18 protein-coding genes are annotated in these 18979 nt (G+C 63.9%); 9 read left to right on the forward strand and 9 right to left on the reverse strand.

The window, feature by feature from the left end:
* Positions 1 to 158 precede the first annotated feature (158 nt).
* The 6 genes from NKH21_RS02685 to NKH21_RS02710 are packed head-to-tail and all read left to right on the forward strand — an operon-like array spanning position 159 to position 7220.
* The gene (locus tag NKH21_RS02685) at positions 159 to 1019 is read left to right on the forward strand and encodes an FAD binding domain-containing protein (protein ID WP_352862953.1); all 861 of its coding nucleotides are present in this window, start codon (positions 159 to 161) and stop codon (positions 1017 to 1019) included.
* Positions 1019 to 3772 carry a molybdopterin-dependent oxidoreductase gene (locus NKH21_RS02690; protein ID WP_352862954.1) on the forward strand — a complete coding sequence of 918 codons (2754 nt, stop codon included), beginning with the start codon at positions 1019 to 1021 and terminating at the stop codon, positions 3770 to 3772. The genes NKH21_RS02685 and NKH21_RS02690 overlap by 1 nt, the downstream gene beginning before the upstream one ends.
* Entirely contained in the window at positions 3769 to 5313 is a 1545-nt protein-coding gene (locus NKH21_RS02695; protein WP_352862955.1) for a 6-hydroxynicotinate reductase, read from the forward strand. Before NKH21_RS02690 ends, NKH21_RS02695 begins: the two co-directional genes overlap by 4 nt.
* Entirely contained in the window at positions 5310 to 6185 is an 876-nt protein-coding gene (locus tag NKH21_RS02700; protein WP_352862956.1) for a UPF0280 family protein, read from the forward strand. The genes NKH21_RS02695 and NKH21_RS02700 overlap by 4 nt, the downstream gene beginning before the upstream one ends.
* The gene (locus NKH21_RS02705) at positions 6178 to 6762 is read left to right on the forward strand and encodes an amino acid synthesis family protein (RefSeq protein ID WP_352862957.1); all 585 of its coding nucleotides are present in this window, start codon (positions 6178 to 6180) and stop codon (positions 6760 to 6762) included. The genes NKH21_RS02700 and NKH21_RS02705 overlap by 8 nt, the downstream gene beginning before the upstream one ends.
* Complete coding sequence (locus NKH21_RS02710; RefSeq protein WP_352863092.1) at positions 6759 to 7220, forward strand: MarR family winged helix-turn-helix transcriptional regulator; 462 nt, start codon at positions 6759 to 6761, stop codon at positions 7218 to 7220. The genes NKH21_RS02705 and NKH21_RS02710 overlap by 4 nt, the downstream gene beginning before the upstream one ends.
* A 68-nt stretch (positions 7221 to 7288) precedes the next feature.
* Here the strand turns inward: NKH21_RS02710 and NKH21_RS02715 are convergent, their stop codons facing one another.
* From NKH21_RS02715 to NKH21_RS02725, 3 genes are read right to left on the reverse strand one after another with little or no spacing between them, the layout of a single operon-like run.
* Positions 7289 to 8254, reverse strand: a complete 966-nt coding sequence (locus NKH21_RS02715) for a substrate-binding domain-containing protein (protein WP_352862958.1) — start codon at positions 8252 to 8254, stop codon at positions 7289 to 7291.
* Positions 8251 to 9564: an ABC transporter permease gene (locus NKH21_RS02720; RefSeq protein ID WP_023718176.1), complete on the reverse strand. Its 1314-nt coding sequence runs from the start codon at positions 9562 to 9564 to the stop codon at positions 8251 to 8253. The genes NKH21_RS02715 and NKH21_RS02720 overlap by 4 nt, the downstream gene beginning before the upstream one ends.
* Entirely contained in the window at positions 9561 to 11144 is a 1584-nt protein-coding gene (locus NKH21_RS02725; protein WP_352862959.1) for a sugar ABC transporter ATP-binding protein, read from the reverse strand. The genes NKH21_RS02720 and NKH21_RS02725 overlap by 4 nt, the downstream gene beginning before the upstream one ends.
* A 217-nt stretch (positions 11145 to 11361) precedes the next feature.
* Between NKH21_RS02725 and NKH21_RS02730 the strand changes: the two genes are divergently transcribed.
* The gene (locus NKH21_RS02730; RefSeq protein ID WP_352862960.1) at positions 11362 to 12381 is read left to right on the forward strand and encodes a LacI family DNA-binding transcriptional regulator; all 1020 of its coding nucleotides are present in this window, start codon (positions 11362 to 11364) and stop codon (positions 12379 to 12381) included.
* Positions 12382 to 12550: 169 nt separating this feature from the next.
* The gene (locus NKH21_RS02735) at positions 12551 to 13174 is read left to right on the forward strand and encodes a L,D-transpeptidase (protein WP_352862961.1); all 624 of its coding nucleotides are present in this window, start codon (positions 12551 to 12553) and stop codon (positions 13172 to 13174) included.
* Between the two features lie 157 nt (positions 13175 to 13331).
* On the opposite strand, the gene NKH21_RS02740 is transcribed toward NKH21_RS02735, so the two are convergent.
* The 4 genes from NKH21_RS02740 to NKH21_RS02755 form a co-directional block, all read right to left on the reverse strand.
* Positions 13332 to 14333 carry an LLM class flavin-dependent oxidoreductase gene (locus tag NKH21_RS02740; protein ID WP_352862962.1) on the reverse strand — a complete coding sequence of 334 codons (1002 nt, stop codon included), beginning with the start codon at positions 14331 to 14333 and terminating at the stop codon, positions 13332 to 13334.
* Positions 14334 to 14339: 6 nt separating this feature from the next.
* Positions 14340 to 15167 carry an arylamine N-acetyltransferase family protein gene (locus tag NKH21_RS02745; protein ID WP_352862963.1) on the reverse strand — a complete coding sequence of 276 codons (828 nt, stop codon included), beginning with the start codon at positions 15165 to 15167 and terminating at the stop codon, positions 14340 to 14342.
* 39 nt (positions 15168 to 15206) lie between these two features.
* Positions 15207 to 16403 carry an AI-2E family transporter gene (locus NKH21_RS02750; RefSeq protein WP_352862964.1) on the reverse strand — a complete coding sequence of 399 codons (1197 nt, stop codon included), beginning with the start codon at positions 16401 to 16403 and terminating at the stop codon, positions 15207 to 15209.
* A 118-nt stretch (positions 16404 to 16521) separates the two neighbouring features.
* On the reverse strand, positions 16522 to 17583 hold the full coding sequence (locus NKH21_RS02755) for an LLM class flavin-dependent oxidoreductase (protein ID WP_352663617.1): 1062 nt from the start codon (positions 17581 to 17583) through the stop codon (positions 16522 to 16524).
* A 230-nt stretch (positions 17584 to 17813) separates the two neighbouring features.
* On the opposite strand from NKH21_RS02755, the gene NKH21_RS02760 reads away from it, so the two are divergent.
* Complete coding sequence (locus NKH21_RS02760) at positions 17814 to 18242, forward strand: DUF6481 family protein (protein WP_023718183.1); 429 nt, start codon at positions 17814 to 17816, stop codon at positions 18240 to 18242.
* A gap of 82 nt (positions 18243 to 18324) precedes the next feature.
* Here NKH21_RS02760 and sugE read toward each other — a convergent pair whose 3' ends face one another.
* Both sugE and NKH21_RS02770 read right to left on the reverse strand, forming a co-directional pair.
* Positions 18325 to 18639, reverse strand: coding sequence for a quaternary ammonium compound efflux SMR transporter SugE (gene sugE / locus NKH21_RS02765; protein ID WP_352862965.1), 315 nt, complete (start codon positions 18637 to 18639; stop codon positions 18325 to 18327).
* Positions 18640 to 18790: 151 nt separating this feature from the next.
* Entirely contained in the window at positions 18791 to 18916 is a 126-nt protein-coding gene (locus NKH21_RS02770) for a hypothetical protein (RefSeq protein ID WP_013528464.1), read from the reverse strand.
* Positions 18917 to 18979: the final 63 nt, after the last annotated feature.

Consider the following 18979-nt stretch of genomic DNA (forward strand, 5'->3'; position numbering starts at 1 on the left):
TCCGGGCGCACCGGTGCCAACAGTCGTACAAACTCTGGCTTTGACAATTCCTGCCGGCTTGATATCATTTGCATACGAATGAATTTCCTGCCTTGAATGCTCGGGAAAATCTTTCGGCAGGATCCCCTCTCGGGAAGCCCATTCTGGGAAGGCAAAGCGTGATCCGTTACGCAAAACCCACCACGGTCGACGACGCCCTCGCTTTGCTGGGCGAAGGACAATGGCGCATCCTCGCCGGCGGCACCGACTTTTATCCGGCACAGGGCAGCAAGCCTTTCCGCGACAATATCCTCGACATCAATGGCCTGGCGGCGTTGCGCGGCATTGCCGAAGCCGAGAACCATTGGCTCGTTGGCGCGCGCACCACCTGGACCGATCTCGTCCGCCATCCGCTGCCGGCGGCCTTCGACGCGCTGAAGCAGGCGGCGCGGGAAGTCGGCTCGGTGCAGATCCAGAACACTGCCTCGATTGCCGGCAATCTTTGCAATGCCTCGCCGGCCGCCGACGGCGTGCCGGCGCTGCTGGTGCTCGATGCCGAAGTCGAACTGCGTTCCGCGGTGGCGACCCGGCATCTGCCCCTTGCAGAATTCATCCTCGGCAACCGTCGCACCGCACTGCAGCCCGGCGAAATGGTCACGGCAATCCGCATTCCCAAACCTGCGACCGCCGGCGGCTCCGCCTTCGTGAAACTCGGCGCGCGGCGTTATCTCGTCATCTCTATCGCCATGGCCGCCGCCCGCCTGGTCGTCGAAGATGGTGTCGTCAGGAACGCTGCCGTCGCCGTCGGGTCCTGCTCGGTCGTCGCCAGGCGCCTGGCGGGTGTCGAGGCGGCGCTGCGCGGCCGGCCCGTCGGCCACGCGTTGGCCACTGCGATCCAATCCGCGCCAATGGACGAGCTGTCGCCGATTGCGGATGTTCGCGGCAGCGCCGAATACCGGCTGGATGCTGCGCGCGAGATCGTTGCCCGCGCCGTGCTTGGTACGATGGGCGCTATTCCTGGCGAAAGGGCGGCAGCCTGATGGGCATGGAGCGCGCCGATATCGCCTTCGAGGTCAACGGCGCCGCCGTCAGCGTTTGCGTGCCGCCGGTGCGACGGCTGTCCGCGGTGCTGCGCGACGAGCTGCGGCTGACCGGCACCAAGATCGGCTGTGATGCCGGCGATTGCGGCGCCTGTACGGTGCTGGTCGACGGCGAGCCGGTCTGCGCCTGCCTGATGCCCGCGGCTTCCGCCTCCGGCACCGTGGTGACGACCGTCGAAGGCCTCGCCAATGGCAGGCTGTCGGCGCTGCAGGCTTCGTTCCTCAGCCATGGCGCGGCACAATGCGGCGCCTGCACGCCCGGCCTGCTGGTCGCGGCAACGGCACTCCTGGACAGGACGCCTTACCCGAGCGAGGCCGAAACGCAGGATGCGCTGGGCGGCGTGCTCTGCCGCTGTACCGGCTATCGCAAGATCGTTGCGGCGGTAATGGATGCTTGGCGCTATACCGATGGTCTCGATCCGCGCATGCCATTGTCCGGCCATGCCGTCGGCTCCTCTCCGATCCGCCTCGATGGCGTGCCGAAAGTCACCGGCGGCGAAAAGTTCGGCGGCGATTCCTTCCCCATGGATGCATTGTCTGTGCTGGTGGTCCGCTCGCCGCATTATCATGCGGCCTTCAGCTTCGGCGATCTCGATGGCTGGGTGAAATCCCATCCCGGCATTGCCGGCGTCTTCACCGCCGCCGACATTCCGGGAAAGAATTGTTTCGGCGTCATCGCGCCCTTCGCCGACCAGCCGGCGCTGGCTGAAGGATTTTCGCGCTTTCGCGGCGAGGCGGTGGCGCTGGTTGCCGGCGAATGCGAGGCTATCCTCGATCTCGACCTTGCCGATTTTCCGGTCAGTTGGACCGAATTGCCGCATTTTCTGGAAACTGGCGAAGCACGGGCCGGCGGTGCGCCACTGGTCCATGAAAACCGGCCGTCGAACCTGCTCACCTCCGGCTTCGTCGAGCGTGGCGACCCGGAGGCCGCGCTTGCCGGTGCGGCTTTCGTCGTTTCCGGCGCCATCGACACCTCCTATGTCGAGCACGCCTATATCGAACCGGAAGCCGGCTATGCCTTCATGGACGGCGACACGCTGGTCGTCGTCGCCTGCACGCAGGCGCCCTATATGGACCGTGACGACACGGCAAAAGTGCTCGGCTTTGCCCCGGAAAAGGTGCGTATCGTGCCGACCGCCACCGGCGGCGGCTTCGGCTCCAAGCTCGACGTCTCGCTGCAACCGCTCATCGGCCTCGTCGCCATGAAAACCGGTCGACCGGCGGCGCTCGCCTATACCCGCACCGAATCGATGATCTCGACCACCAAGCGCCATCCGGCTCAGATGAAAGCGAGCATCGGCGTCGATGCCGACGGCCGTGTCACCGGCATGGTCTTCGCCGGCGATTTCAACACCGGCGCCTATGCCAGCTGGGGGCCGACGGTCGCCAACCGCGTGCCGGTGCACGCCTCCGGCCCCTATGCGACGCCGAACTATCGCGCCGAAGGCCGCGCCATCCACACCAATGGTCCGATTGCCGGCGCCTTTCGCGGTTTCGGCGTGCCGCAGGCGACGATCATGCAGGAGACCCTCTATGACGAGCTCGCCGACAAGCTCGGCATGGACCGGCTCGACTTTCGCCTGAAGAACTGCCTTCGTAACGGATCCGAAACAGTCACTGGGCAGCGGCTCGAGTCGGGCGTCGGCATCGGCGACTGCCTGGAGGCCCTCCGCTCACATTGGCAGCGTGCCCTTCATGATGCCGAAGCGTTCAATGCCGGTAGCAGCGTCAAAAAACGCGGCGTCGGCGTGGCCTCGTGCTGGTACGGCTGCGGCAACACCTCGCTGCCCAATCCGTCGACCATCAAGGTCGGCATCTCGGTATCGGGCGAAGTCGTCCTGCATCAGGGGGCGGTCGATATCGGGCAAGGTTCGAACACCGTCATCGCGCAGATCTGCGCCGACGCGTTGGGTCTTCCGCTTGAAAAGCTCCGGCTGAAAGGCGCCGACACGGCGATCACCCCCGACGCCGGCAAGACCTCGGCCTCGCGCCAGACTTTCGTCACCGGCAAGGCCGCCGAAAAGGCCGGCCGCGCCTTGCGCGAGGAGATCTTGCGTTTCGCCAATGTCTCGGAAAAGGCGGCGATTGCGCTGGACGGCACAAGTCTGAGCATCGGGGAAGGCGAAGCGACGCGCCGCATCGATCTTTCGTCGCTGAAGGCAGACGCCGAAGGCTTCGTCTTCCGGGCCGAGGAAAGCTACGACCCGCCGACGCAGCCGCTCGATGCAAAAGGTCAGGGCAAGCCTTACGCTGTCTATGGCTATGGCGCCCAGATCGCCGAACTGGAGATCGACCTCAGGCTCGGCACCGTGAAGTTGATAAAAATCACCGCCGCGCACGATGTCGGCAAGGCCATCAATCCCTTGCTTGCCGAAGGCCAGATCGAGGGTGGCATCGCCCAGGGCATCGGCATGGCGCTGATGGAAGAATACATCCCCGGCCGCACCGAAAACCTGCACGACTATCTGATCCCCACCATCGGCGACGTGCCGCCGATCGAGACCATCCTGATAGAAGTTCCGGATCCGGAAGGACCCTTCGGTGCCAAGGGTTTGGGCGAGCATGTGCTGATCCCGACGGCGCCGGCGATCCTCAACGCGTTCCGCCACGCAACCGGCGTCCTGGTCACCAAAATTCCGGCGACGCCGACCCGCATCCGCGCCGCCATCCTCGACAAGGAGGCGCGCCGATGAGCGAGCTTGCCGAACGCTTCGAGACACACGATCCTGGCGAGAAGCTGGTGGCCGAGAAGATCCGCTGCGATGCCTGTCCGGTCATGTGCTACATCGCCGACGGCCGCACCGGCGCCTGCGACCGCTACGGCAATGTCGGCGGCAGGATCGTGCGGATGGATCCGCTGACCATCCTCGACCACGCGGCCGAGACAGGCGGCGCGGTCGTGCCCTTTGCCGAGGAAGGCGAGGCATGGGACGGCGAACTGGTCAACACCGGCCGCCGCTTCGTCACCGCGATCGGCGCCGGCACCACCTATCCCGACTACAAGCCGGCGCCCTTCATCGTCAGCCAGGAGGTCGAAGGCGTCGATCTGGTCACCGTCGTCACCGAGGGCATCTTCTCCTATTGCGGCGTCAAGGTGAAGATCGACACCGACCGTCATATTGGCCCCGAAACGGCAACGGTCCGTGCCCAAGGCGAGGCGATCGGCCATGTCACCACCGGCGAATACGGCTCGCAGATGCTGTCGCTGGGCGGCGTGCATCATTTGACCGGCGGCTCGAAGGCTGAAGGGCGCGCCACCTGCGACGCCATGCTCAGCCTGTGCAACCGCAAGCCGGTCGAGCTTGTCATCGACGGCGGCGCCACCGTCATCGTCGAAGCCGGCAAGCCGCCGGTCATCGACGGTAAGCTCGAACAGCGCATGCGCGTCGGCTGCGGCTCGGCCACGATCGGCATGTTCGCCACCCAGTGGCGGGGCCTTGTCGACGAGGTGGTGGTGGTCGACGACCATATCACCGGCGTCGTCTCCGAGCATCAGGCCGGCAAGGTGCTTGGCTGGCAGGATACCGGCATCAAGATCATCGGCCGCCGTTCGACGCCTGGCCGCTATTTCAAGGTCTCGGAGCCCGGCCTCGGCTGGGGCGGCACCAGCATTTCCGACCCGCTGTCGATCCTTGGTGAATGGAACGCCAAAAAGGGTGCGCGCCCCGGCATGTCGCTGCTGATGGTCTCGACCACCGGCGAGCAATTCGCCTATTACGAGCTCGACGACGAATTGAAGCCGGTCCAGAAACCGTTCCCGGAGCGGCTGCGGAAGTCGGTTGAACTGATCGAGGACAATTGCGAGCCGGCGCTCTGCACCGTGCTTTTCGTCGGCGGCGCCGGCGGCTCGCTGCGCGCCGGCGTCACCGAGAACCCGGTCAATCTGACCCGCTCGGTGCAGGGCTTGACGACTTATGTGACGGTCGGCGGCGCGCCGGTCTATGTCTGGCCGGGCGGCGGCATCACGCTGATGGTCGACGTCACCCGCGTGCCGGAAGGCGCCTTCGGCTATGTCCCGACGCCGGCGCTGGTGGCGCCGATCGAGTTCACCATGCGCCGCGACGATTATGTCAGGCTCGGCGGCTACGAAGCCGAAATCCGCAGCGTCGATGATATCCTGGCTAAGGGCGGCGAGTATCTCAACCCGCGCCAGGGCACGGCCGCACCCGGCGACAATCCCTGGCCGCCGCTGGCGCAGTTGCGTCGCGCGGTGACGAACGGAGCCGGGCGATGAACGGCCCGCAGGCGCATTGGCTCGAGGACGGCCGGCGGCTTCACCTCAATCATGGGCCGATCGATCTGATCGTCGAGGCCTTCGGCGAGGCGAGTGAATGCAGCGCCGCCTATCGCCAGGCAGTGGCGCGCTTCCAGACAATCCTGGTTGAACTGGTCGAAGAGTTGCCCGAGCTGCGCTGCCCGGCCTCCTCGCGGCCACGGACTTTCGCTGGCCCGACAGCGCGCCGCATGGAAGCGGCGGTCGTTCCGCTAGCGAAACAATTCATCACACCGATGGCGGCCGTCGCCGGCTCGGTAGCCGATGAAGTACTTTGTGCGCTGCTTGCCGACCGCCGGCTCGATCGCGCCTATGTCAACGATGGCGGCGACAGCGCGATCCATCTCGGCAACGGCCGGTCGATGACGCTTGCCATTGCCGGGACAGGTCATGGGCTGGCAGACCGTCTCACGATCCGGGCCGAAGACGGGATCCGCGGTGTCGCGACAAGCGGCTGGCGCGGCCGCTCCTTTTCGCTCGGCATTGCCGACGCCGTCACGGTGCTGGCGCGGACGGGTGCTGAAGCCGATGGCGCCGCGACCTTGATCGCCAACGCGATCGATCTGCCCGGTCATCCGGCCGTTACGCGCGTGCCGGCGCGCGATCTCGCACCTGACAGCGATCTCGGCGACCGTTTGGTGACGCAGGGCGTCGGGCCGCTTTCCGCCGCTGAAATCGCTATTGCGCTGGAAGGTGGATTTGCCGTTGCCGAGGAGTTTCGGCGGCGCGGCCTGATTGTCGCCGCGGCGCTCTTCCTCGGCGGTCAGGCGCGCATCGCAGGTCGGGTGGCGCTCGCCAATAAAGTTTTAGAGAGGGAAATTGCTCATGCCTGAGTTTCCGATCCGCAAGATCGCCGTGCTGACCGAAGAGATTTTTCACGAAGGCGGGCCGGTGGCGAAGGTGCCGCGGCGCCGCGCGGCGGCCATGGCTGTGGTGAAGAACCCGTTCGCCGGCCGTTACGTCGAGGAACTGCAGGGCGCCATGGAAGATCTGAAGCCGCTCGGCCTGATGCTCGCTGACCGGCTAATTGCCGCCTTGGGCGGCGACGCCAAGCAGATCGACGGTTACGGCAAGGGTGCCATCGTCGGCTCCGCAGGCGAGCTGGAGCATGGCGCGCTGTGGCATGTGCCGGGCGGCTACGCCATGCGCGAGCGGCTCGGCGACGCCAAGGCGATCGTGCCCTCGGCGAAGAAGGTCGGCGCTTTCGGTGCGCGGCTCGATGTGCCGCTCGGCCACATCAACGCCGCCTATGTGCGCAGCCATTTCGACGCTATGGAAATCGGCATCAGCGATGGCCCCCGTCCCGACGAGATCCTGTTCTGCCTCGCCATGACCTGCGGCCCGCGCGTGCACGACCGCATGGGCGGACTGGCGGCCAAGGACATCAAGGCATGGGATGGGCTGCGGTGAGCGCCGACGACAATCTGCTCAAGCTGGTCGAGGCCGAGGAGCCTGACGAAAACGACTATCGCTTGCAGGAGCAGGTCGGCTTCATCCTGCGCAAGGCGCATCAGCGCCACGTCTCGATCTTCGCCGCACACATCGCCGATCTGACGCCGCCGCAATTTGCCGCTTTGGCCAAATTGCGCGACGTCGGCGAGACCTCGCAGAACCAGCTTGGCAGCCTGATCGCCATGGATGCGGCGACGGTGAAGGGCGTCATTGATCGGCTGAAAGCGCGTGGCTTTGTCGAACTTAGCAAACACGAAGTCGACAAACGGCGCCTGCTGGTCAGTCTGACGGCCGAGGGGCGCGACGCGATCGATCGGCTGATCCCGCTTGCCCGCGAGATTACGCAGGAAACGCTGGCGCCGCTTTCCGCCAAAGAAGCGGCCATTTTCATGAAGCTGCTGGCCAAGCTGGCTTGAGCTGCTGCCTGCCGGCGTTTGGTTGTTGTTCCTGCCGGGCGCTGAACGCCCGGCAGGAAAGCCTCGTCTCAGAGGCCGTTGTCCTTCAGGATCTGGGCGGCATTTTCCTTGGTGATCTTCTGCGTCGGCAGGGTGATGGTCTTTTCCACCTTCTCGCCGTTCAGGAACTTGATCGCCTGCCGCAGCCCTTCGGCGCCCGGCGTCACATAAGTGAACGTCGCCGTCAGCTCGCCATTGGCGACCAGCTGCACGCCTTCATTGGGCAGGCCGTCGATGCCGATGAACTTGATGTCCTTCTCACGTCCGACGTCCTTGGCTGCGAGATAGGCGCCATAGGCCATCGGATCATTGTGGCCGTAGACGAGATCGATCTTCTCGTTGTTGCGCAGCGCGGTCGCCATGATGTTGTAGGCCTGGTCCTGCTTCCAGTCGCCCGACTGCTGGTCGAGCAGGTATTTTATGCCCGGCTCCTTGTCGGTGAATTCATGGAAGCCGTCATGGCGGTCGTGTGCCGGCTGGGTGCCCATGCCGCCCCAGATCTCGACGACGTTGCCGGCGGCCTTGCCCTTGCCGCCAAGCAGCTCGACGGCATATTCACCGGCAGCCCGGCCGATCAGCTTGTTGTCGCCGCCGACGAACTGCGTGTAGTCGTTGGTTTCGACGTTGCGGTCGAGCACGAAGACCGGGATCTTGGCATCGATCGCCTGCTGCACGACACCGGTCAGGCCGGCGGATTCTTTCGGTGATACCAAGAGCGCATCGACCTCCTGACGGATCAGGTTTTCGACATCGGCGACCTGCTTCTCGGTCTTGTCCTCGCCGTCGGTGATGATCAGCTCGACTTCCGGATGCTTGGCCGCTTCGGCCAGGATGTCCTTGTTGAACTGGGCGCGCCAGGGTTCGATGGTCGTCACCTGCGAGAAGCCGATCTTCCACTTCTTGTCCTGCGCATGGGCACCGCCAGCAAACATGGCGGTCGTGGTCAGGAGTGCCGCTGTCAGCCCGGCGAGCTTCAACAATTCACGTCGTTTCATTTCTTGTTTCCTCCAATATTCAGAGACGCGGTCTCTTGCGACGGCCGCTTTGCCGCGGCCGTTTCCTTGTGCGCTTGCCCACCGGGCAGTCGCAGATAGAAGAGAAGATCACCGGCATTGCGCTCCTGTACGAGCACGGTACCGATGATGATCATCCCCTTCAGCACCAGCTGAAGGTTCGAATTGATGTTGTGCAGCTGCAGGATGTTGGAGAGCAGCCCGAAGATCAGCACGCCGCAGAACGTCCCGGTGAGGCTGCCGCGTCCGCCCATCAGGCTGGTGCCGCCGATGACCACGGCGGCAATCGCGTCGAGCTCCAGCCCGGCGCCGGCGTCCGGCTTGCCTTGCCGGTACTGCGCGACATAGAGCACCGCCGCGATGCCGGCCAGCAGCCCTGACACGGCATAGGTGGCGATCTTCACGCGGCCAGCGGCGATGCCCGACAGCCGCGCCGCCTCCTCATTGCCGCCGATTGCGTAGACATAGCGGCCGAACGGGGTGAAGCGCAGCACGGCGCCGTAGATCAGGATGGCGCCGAGGAAGAACAGGCCCGGCATCGGGATCACGCCGAACACCAGCGAGCGCAGCATTTCGAAATCGGCGGTGGCGTTCGACCCGGTATAGACCGGCAGCACCGCATTGTTCTGGCCGGCTGTCAGCCGGGCGATACCAAGCGCAGTGACCATCATCGCCAGCGTCACGATGAAGGGCTGCAGCCGCCCGGCGACGATGATGAAGCCGTTGAGCGCGCCGAACAGCAGGCCGACGCAAGGCGCCACCAGCAACACGCCGAGCACGCCGAATTTTGAGCCTACCTGCGGCAGCAGGAACCACAGCACCAGACTGCACAGGATCACCCCGACAATGCCGGGCGTGACCAGCCCGCGAACGCTGTCCAACCTGATGTCGTGCGTGGCCTGCGCGCCGGCGCGGGATTTTTCGATGTTCAGCAGGATGAAACGAGTGACGAGAATGCCGAGGCAAAGGGCTGCCACGGCAACTGTCGGCACCCCCAGCACCACCGCCGGCGTCACGCCGGGGACCGTCAGCAGCATGGCACAGACGACCGTGCAGATTGCCATCAGCGAGCCGACGGAAAGGTCGATACCGCCGGTGATGATCACCGCCGTCATGCCGGTGGCAATCAGGCCGGTGGTCGACACCTGGCGCAGCACATCGAGCAGGTTGCCGTAGGACAGGAAAATGTTGTTGCCCTTGGAGCTGATCGGCGAGCCGAGCACGCCGATCAGGAAGATGGCGATCAGGCCCCAATAGAGTTTCGTCCGGGACAGGATATGCAAAATGCTCATGCGGCAGGCCTCGTCATGGTCCGTCGCGGCGCCGCAAGTCGCATGATGGCCTCCTCGCTGGCTTGCGCGCGAGACAGCATTCCCGTCTGGCGGCCGTCGGCCATGACCAGGATACGGTCGGAAAGATGCAGCAGCTCCGGCAATTCCGAGCTGATGACGGCGATCGCCAGCCCGTCTCGCGCCAGCTTGAAGATGAGATCGTAGATTTCCCGCTTGGCGCCGACATCGATGCCGCGCGTCGGCTCGTCGAGCAGCAGTACCCGCGGCCTCGTCGCCAGCCACTTGCCGATGACGACCTTCTGCTGGTTGCCGCCGGACAGCGTGCCGGCCGACTGCTCGACGGTCTCGCAGCGAATGCCGAGCGCCTTGACGGCGTCCTGTGCCAGCCCTTGCTCGCCGGCCAGCGAGCGCAGGCCGAACCGCGCCAGCGCGCCGACCAGCGGCAGCGCGACATTGTCGGTGATCGAGGCCTCGAGATGCAGGCCTTGCGTCTTGCGGTCTTCTGTGACCAGGGCGATGCCGAGCCGGCGCGCATCGCGCGGCGAACGGATTTCTACTGCCTCGCCATCGAGCCTGATCTCACCGCCAGCACGTCCGCCGCTGGACCCGAAGATGGTTTCCAGGATTTCGGTACGGCCCGAGCCCAGCAACCCACCGATGCCGAGGATTTCTCCCGCGGCAAGATCGAAGCTGACGCCGTCGAGCACGGTGCGCCAGCCATGGCGATTGGGCTTCGACAACGACAGCTCGCTTACGGAAAGGACCGTGTTGCCACCGGGGATGCGGTGCTCCTGGAAGGAAGCAAGCAGGTTTCGCCCGACCATCGCTGAAATTATGGCCTCTTCGTCGAGCTTGTCCATCGCCTGCGTCAGGACGTGGCGTCCATCGCGAAAGACCGTGACCCGGCTGGCTAGATGCATGACTTCGTCGATGCGGTGCGAAATGTAGACGATCGCCACGCCGCTATCGGCGAGCTGGCGGATGATGCGGAACAGCCGCTGGCATTCGGCCGGCGAAAGCGCCGAGGTCGGCTCGTCCATGATCAGGATGCGTGCCGACATCGACAGCGCCTTGGCGATCTCGACCAGTTGCTGTTCGCCGACGCGCAAGGCACCGACGCGCGCATCCGGGTCGAGCTCGATGCCGAGCCTTTGCAACAGCGCGCCGGCACCGCGGCTGCTCGCCTTGCGGTCGACGATCAACCCGGCGATCAGCTTCTCGCGGCCGAGAAAGATATTGTCGGCGACGCTGAGTTCGGGGACGAGGTTCAGCTCCTGGTGGATGATGGCGATGCCGGCACGCTCGGCTTCGCGGACGCCGGCAAAGCGCACCGCGTGGCCATCGATACTGACCGTTCCGTTATAGTCCGTATAGACGCCGGACAGGATCTTCATCAGCGTCGATTTGCCGGCGCCGTTCTCGCCCATCAGCGCATGGACCTCGCCGCGCCGCAGCTCGAAACCGACATCGACAAGTGCGGCGATGCCGCCGAAGGACTTGGAGATATGTTCGGCGCTCAGCACGATAGCCGAGCCGCCCGCCATAACGCCTTGCGCAGGAATGGAATTGCCGTGCTGCATGACAAGGACGGCCTCCCTCCGTCGTCACCGAAGACCTCAAACGCTAATCTAAACGTTTCGATCATGTCAAGGCAATATCTGGAGCCTAAGATTGATTCATTTCAATTCTTGCGCAAAATCATAAGATTCCGTACTTATTGCTGCCGTGGAGTGGTTAAACGTTTCGAAAATGACAGCGTCAGGACGAAAAAAGCAGCGCAAATTCACTGCTCCGACCATGCTTCATGTGGCCGAGGCGGCGCGTGTTTCCGTGGCCACCGTATCGGCGCTGATCAACGGCACCGCGACCGTCAGCCCCGAGCTCAGCCAGCGCATCGAACAGGCGATCCGCGACATCGGCTACAAGCGCAATGCCATCGCCCGCAGCCTGAAGATGGGCACCACACGCACCATCGGGCTCACCGTCCCACACATCACCAACCCGTTCTTTACCGACGTGGTCTCGGTCATCCAGCAGGCTTTCGACCGGGCCGGCTACGCCGTCATGCTGTGCTGCACCGACGAGCACCTGAATACCCAGGACGATCAGATCAGGCTGCTGCTCGACCGGATGGTCGACGGACTGATCGTCGCGCGTGTCGGCGACGGCGCGATCCTCAAACGGATTGTCGACGACGCCAATGTGCCGGTCGTGCTGCTCGACCGTGTTTGCCAGGGTGTCGACACCGATGCCGTCGTTCTCGACAATCAGCGCGCGGTGTTCGACGCCATCACCTATTTGATCGATCTCGGCCATCGGCGCATCGGCTACATCTCCGGCTCGTTCGATATCTCGCCGATGCATGACCGCATGGCGGGATACCGCGAGGCCCTTCAGGCCGCCGGCCTGCCGGGCGAGCCCGAGCTCGTCCGCTTCGGCAATTTCCACGAAGTCGATGGCTACAACGCCACCATGCAGTTGCTTTCGCTGCACGACCGGCCGAGCGCCATCTTTTCGGCCAACAACCCGATGGTGATCGGCACCATGAAGGCCATTCGCGATATCGGCCTGTCCTGTCCGGAGGATATTTCGGTCGCCTGCTTCGACGATTTTCCGTGGTCGGATGTGTTCCGGCCGCAATTGACCACGGTCGCACAGCCGGTGCAGGCGATTGGCGAACAGGCGGCCAATCTGCTGCTCGACCGGCTCGCCGGAAACAGGGATGCGCCGCCGCGCAAGCTGACGCTCAAGGGACGCTTGATGATCCGCAATTCATGCCGTCCGCTAGGCGCCACTGCGCAGAGCGTCAGCGCGTAGCGCTTGGGCACTGTTCAGAAACTTTGTAATGCCGGGCGGACAGCGCTCCCACTGTCCTGCCGACTGCGGCAGCCCGCCGACAAGCAGGAAAATCTTGGCAATCGAAGCATGTCGGATTAGGAATATGACGAGATGCGGCTGATCGCTCACACGGGCGCCGGCTTGAGTCATGCGCGTGAAATCGATCCTAATCGGGCTGGTACTTGCTGGGATGGTCGCATTCTTCGGCTGCACCACCGGCGGCGCATTAAAGACTTCCCCCTCGGCCTATGGCGGCCTCACCGATGCCGGTTTTCGCGTTCCGCCGGTTCCGATCTACAAGGTTGACCAGAAGTTCCTTCGGCAGACAGTGCCTTATGCGACTGAAGAGGCGCCTGGCACCATCATTGTCGATACAGGAGCGAAGTTCCTCTACTACGTGTTGGGAGATGGTCAGGCGCTGCGCTATGGAATCGGCGTCGGCAAGGCGGGCTTCGAGTGGCATGGCACTGCTCACGTTGCGAGGAAGCGCGAATGGCCGGATTGGAGTGCGCCGTCTGCGATGATCGTGCGCGAGCAGAAGCGAGGCCGCATCATACCGGCCCATATGGAGGGCGGACTCACGAACCCGCTCGGGGCGCGGGCGCTCTATCTTTTCAACGAGAAAGGCGACACTGGATATCGGCTGCACGGTAGCCCTGAATGGTGGTCCATCGGCAAAGCGGTGTCGGCTGGCTGCATTCGCCTCATGAACCAAGACATCATCGATCTCTATAACCGCGCCACAATCGGCACCAAGGTGATTGTCATTTAGTAGACGCCGCGGTTCCGTCTAACGGACGAGCATGACGGATCGAGAACCTCCGCGTAAAACGCGCGAACTGTTCGCAATGTCTTCGCACAGCTGTTCGCGATGTTCCCTGCCTAAGGCCGGCCTTGCCCGCAAACAGTGCCAGGTGGCGAACCAACTCTCAGGCAGCTTCCGACAGCGATTTGTGAGCGTCGGCCAGGATCTCGAACGAGCGCACCCGCGCCGCATGGTCGAAAATCTGCGCCGTGACCATCAGTTCGTCGGCGCCGGTGCGGCCCACGAATGCCTCGATGCCTTGCCTGACCGTTTCGGGAGAGCCGACGACGGCGCAGGAAAGCGCCTGTCCGAGCATGGTCTTGGCCATCGGATCGAGGTCGCGCTCATATCCTTCGACCGGCGGCGGCAATCGGCCGGGCCGGCCGGTGCGCAGATTGACGAAGGCCTGCTGCAGCGAGGTGAACAACAGCCGCGCCTCGGCATCGGAAGAAGCGGCGAAGACGTTGAGGCCGAGCATCACATAGGGCTTGTCGAGCTGCTCCGACGGCTGGAAGCGCGAGCGGTAGATCTCCAGCGCATGGTCGAGCTCGGCCGGCGCAAAATGCGAAGCGAAGGCGTAGGGCAGGCCGAGCATGGCGGCAAGCTGCGCGCCGTAGAGGCTGGAGCCCAGGATCCAGATCGGCACCTTTTCGCCTTCGCCGGGCACCGCGCGGATGCGTTGACCGTCTTCGGCCGGCTGGAAGTAACCCATCAGCTCGACGACGTCCTGCGGGAAATTGTCTGCGCCGGCGTCGAGGTTGCGGCGCAGCGCCCGTGCCGTGGCCATGTCGGTGCCGGGCGCCCGGCCGAGGCCGAGATCGATGCGGCCGGGATGCAGAGCGTTGAGCGTACCGAACTGCTCGGCGATTACCAGCGGCGAATGATTGGGCAGCATGATGCCGCCGGCGCCGACGCGGATCGTACGGGTACCTCCGGCGACATGGGCAATGACCACCGAGGTGGCGGCGCTGGCGATGCCCGGCATGTTGTGGTGCTCCGCCAGCCAATAGCGCCGGTAACCCAGCCGCTCGGCATGGCGGGCGAGATCGAGCGAATTGGCGAGTGACTGGGAAGCGTTGCTGCCTTCGACGATCGGCGACAGGTCGAGAACGGAAAGAGCGGTCATGGCGTCTTAGGCCTCCAGGATTTTCTTCTGTCGCGCCATGGCCTCGAAGGCTGCACGGTCGGGAATGGCGATTTCGAGCGGGCCTTCCAGCACGTCGGCGAGTTCGGCGGCTGTTGCTATCTCCATCTGCTCGGTACCGCCGCCGAGATGATGCGTCGACAGCCGGTTGTTGCGGAGCGCATAACGGCGATCCGGCAAGGCCCGTGCCGCGGCTACGGAGGAAAGGAAGTGCGAGGTTGGGTGGGTCGACAGGAAATAGTTGCTGACCGAATAGTCGACCTCATAGTTCTGCTGCATGTCGAAGCGGTACATCGTACGCCAGTCGCCGCCGACATTGGCCTGCAGGCGAAAATGATCGCCTGTCTCAACCATGCGGAATGTCTCATGTGGGGTCTTCTGCTCGAGACCCGGTCGAAGCAGGAGCGGTGCCGTCAGCGTCAGCCCGCCGAAGCCGACGTCGGCAATGTAGGTTCGGCCGTCGAGTTCGACACGCAGCAACATATGGCTGCGTGCAGTTATGGCATCATCGGGCTGGCCCCAAAGAACGCGTGCTGCAAGGCCGCTGACGGCGAAGCCAAGCGCCTTCAGCACATGCATGAAAATGAGATTGTGCTCGAAGCAATAGCCGCCGCGACGCCGAGCGACGATCTTTTCCTGCAGCGAGGCAAGATCGAGACGAACCGGGCGGCCTAGAAACGGATCGAGATTTTCGAACGGGATTGCCTGCGGGTGCAAGAGATGGAGCGACTCCAGCGTGTCCAGCGAAGCGTCCCTCGAGCCGGTGTATCCGATGCGGGCGAAATAGGCATCGATGTCGAAGGAGATATCGGTCATGGAAGGGAGTCCGAGCTTTGACCGGCTCGATATAGGCATTCAATCCGGGCGCCGCAAACGCCGCGCGTCGGTTTGCGCTGCAGTGCTGTCCTCGATGAGTTCTTCTTCAGCCACCGCCGTGTGTTGCGCCGCCAGGAAATTGCCGACATGGCTGAGACCGTCGAAATGATCGCAGAACACCTTGATGACGACCAGCAGCGGCACCGCCAGCAGCGCGCCGACGAAACCCCATAGCCACGACCAGAAGGCGATGGCGATGAGAATCGCCACTGCGTTGATCTCGAGACGGCGGCCGACCACCGTCGGCGTCACGAACTGGCCTTCGACGACGTCGCACAAAAGGACGAAGGCCGGCGCCAGCAGCGCATAGGAAATCGTGTCGAAGCTTATCAGCGCGATGATCGTGACCAGTGTGATGGTGGTCAGCGCCCCGATATAGGGCAGGAAATTGAGCAGAGCCGCTGCCGCGCCCCAGACCTGAGCGTTGGGCACGCCGAGCGCCCACAGGCCGAGCCCGATGACCACGCCGAGACATGTGTTGATGACCGTGACGGTAAGCAGATAATGCGAGATTTCACGTTCGACGTCGTAGACGACGCGCAGCGCCCGCTTCTTTTCGCTAAGACTGGGGAAGGACTGGACGATCTTTTCATAGAACATCGTGCCCGAGGCGAGCAGGAACAGCGACAGGACGAAGACGATAGTAACGCTGGCGCCGGCCGACAGCACATTGCCGGCGGCCTGCGAGAGAATACCGGATGGCGCCATCGCCACCCTCTGAACGCCCGGCTCCTGGGATGTCTGTGTCAGGCCCTCGATCTGGCGTGAAATCTCCACGATCCTTTCGAACGGACGGCGCAGTTGTGCCAGACGTTCGGTAAGCTGCTGGCCGATCGTCGAGGTGTTGTTGATGAGATCGATGACCGGGCCGCTGAGCAGATATCCCGCGACGGCGACGAGGCAGAACGAAAGCAGCACCAGCAGTGTCGCCGAAATGACTTCGGGCATGCCATGCTTGCGCAGGAAGCGAACGATCGGCGTCAGCGTCAGCGCCAGCAGGAAAGCCAGAACGACCGGCATGAAGAAGGCGCGGGCGAAGTAAAGCGCGTAGATCGCCATGAGGATGAAGATGCCAACGAGCAGCGAACGCATCAGATGCGCATCCGCCCGCGCCTCGACGCGCGGATCCGGGCTTTCGGCAGCGCTTGCGCCCGAAGCGGCGGGTTCGGCTTTCATTCTGACCCTCGGCGGCACACCGCGATTGGTGCAGACCGTTGGCGAAAACGCCTCTGTCGCTTCAAGGTTCCGTTAGCCGGCGTCACCGGCAAGGCCGCCTCGCGGCCTTGCCGGTCAATCAGGCAACCGGCGCCGCCACGGCGGGAACGGCCTTCGCCGTTTCCCGGCGCACGATCGGCGCCACCTTGGTGCCGTAGAGTTCGATGGCCTTCATGACCTTGGCGTGCGGCATGGTGCCGATCGCCATTTGCAGCAGGAAGCGGTCGTTGCCAAATATCCTGTGCTGGGCAATGATCTTCTCGGCCACCTGTTCTGGATTGCCGACGAACAGCGCGCCGTTCGGGCCGCGCGATTGGTCGAAATGCGCCCGCGATGTCGGCCCCCAGCCGCGCTCGCGGCCGATGCGGTTCATCACCTCGGCCTGCGGCCCGTAAAAATCGTCGGCTGCCTGGTCCGTGGTCTCGGCGATGAAACCGTGCACGTTGAGGCTGGTGGCAAGGCTCGCCGGATCGTTGCCGGCCCGCCTGGCTGCATCCCTGTAGATGTCGAACAGCGGTGCGAACCGCGCCGGCTCGCCGCCGATGATCGCCAGCGCCAGCGGCAGCCCGAGCACGCCCGCGCGGGCGACGGATTGCGGTGTTCCACCGACGGCGATCCAGATCGGCAATTTGTCCTGCACGGGCCGGGGATAGACGCCGCGATCGTTGATCGGCGCGCGCAGGCTGCCCGACCAGGTCACCTTGACATGATCGCGGATGGCGAGCAGCAGGTCGAGCTTCTCGGCGAAGAGCTCGTCGTAGTCTTCGAGATTGTAGCCGAACAGCGGAAAGGACTCGATGAACGACCCACGCCCGGCCATGATCTCGGCCCGGCCGCCGGACAGAAGATCGAGGGTGGCAAACTGCTGGAAGACGCGCACTGGATCGTCGGACGACAGCACGGTGACAGCGCTGGTCAGCTTTATGCGCCTGGTTCGTTCGGCAGCCGCCGCCAGGGCCACCACCGGGGCCGAGGCAGCATAGTCGGGACGGTGGTGCTCGCCGAGACCAAAGACGTCCAGCCCGACCTGGTCGGCGAGCTCGATCTCCTCGATCAGGTTGCGCAACCGCTCATGCGCACCGATCGCACCGGGACCCGGTTGCGGGCTGACGTCGGCGAAGGTGTAGAGACCGAGTTCCATAGTGTGTCATCCCAGCGTTTTGTCTTGCCGCTACAGGTAGCGATCAGTCCGTCGCCCCGCCAGAGGCCTGGATGGTGAACAGTGCGGGTGGCTTTCAGCCGAATTCAATCGAAATGGCGTCTCCTGGTTGCAACAGATCAGAATTTCATGGCTGGCATACCGTTTTGGCGCTTGAACTCTCGGTTTTCACGCGTATGTAAGCCTCGCAAATTGACTTCAGGGAAGTGGACTTGGCTATCTATAGGGAAAAAGACGTTTTCGAGCGGCGCAATGCCGCAAACGAGGCAAAGAAGGCGCTTCTGGAGCGCTTCAAGGCAAAGCCGGCGGCAGATGATCCAGCGGTGCTGGCACGGCAGGCCGAGCGCAAGGCGATCCTCGAGGCCCGCGCGATACGCGAGGCCGAAAAGGCCAGGCTGAAGCAGGAAAAGCTGGCGCGCGAAGCGGCCGAAAAGGCCGAGCGCGAGGCAGCTGCCGAAGCGGCACGCATCGCTGCGGAAGAAGCCGCACAGGCCGAAGCGAAGATCCGGGAAGCTGAAGAGAACGAGCGCATCGCCCGTTTTCTTGCTGACGAGGCCGAGCGCAAGGCCAAGCGTGACGCACGCTATGCCGCGCGCAAGCAGCGCACCGGCAGGACGCCGCCCGGCTTCTCCGCCCGATAGCGCCTTCCGGCGCTAATCAGTCGAATTCAAGAATCAGGGCCGCCTTGCAGCGGCCCCGAACGCGTTCGTCTGTCAGAATCGGCTAGGCCGCGAGCTTCAGTCCCATGATGCCGCAGACGATGAGGGCGATGCAGGCCAGCCTGATCGCCGTCGCCGGCTCCCCGAGCAGCCATATCCCCAACAGCGTCGTGCCGACGGTGCCGATGCCGGTCCACACCGCATAAGCGGTGCCGACCGGCAATGCCTTCAGCGCCAGGCCGAGCAAGGTCAGGCTGACGATCATCGAGGCTACCGTCAGGACGGTCGGCAGCGGCTTCGAGAATCCGTCGGTGTATTTGAGGCCGATCGCCCGGCCGATCTCGAACAGGCCGGCGAGGAACAGGAAAATCCACGACATCGGAACGCTCCGTTTCGATGGCTTCCGGCCGATTTCTTGAAGGCGCAAAAACTATCTTCGCCGCATCCATGGGGATGAGCGTGAGCTTAATGAACATCATACCGGCCGCGTTCGCGGCCGGTCGAAATGAGCCGAAACGGTAGCTGCGGCCCTACTTGTCCTTCAGCTTCATCGCCTTCACCGGCGGTGCCTTCAGGGCCGGCGCCGGAGCGGGTTTCTTCGCGTCCTTCTTCGGCTTGCGGGCTTCCTTGCCCGCCTTCATCGCACCCTTAGCCATGATTCGTTCCTCCAGTTGATGCCTAGCGAAGTGAAACAAGAGAAAACGCTCGACTGCAAGAGG

The organism is Mesorhizobium sp. M1329, from assembly GCF_040318035.1.
Classification (GTDB): Bacteria; Pseudomonadota; Alphaproteobacteria; order Rhizobiales; family Rhizobiaceae; genus Mesorhizobium.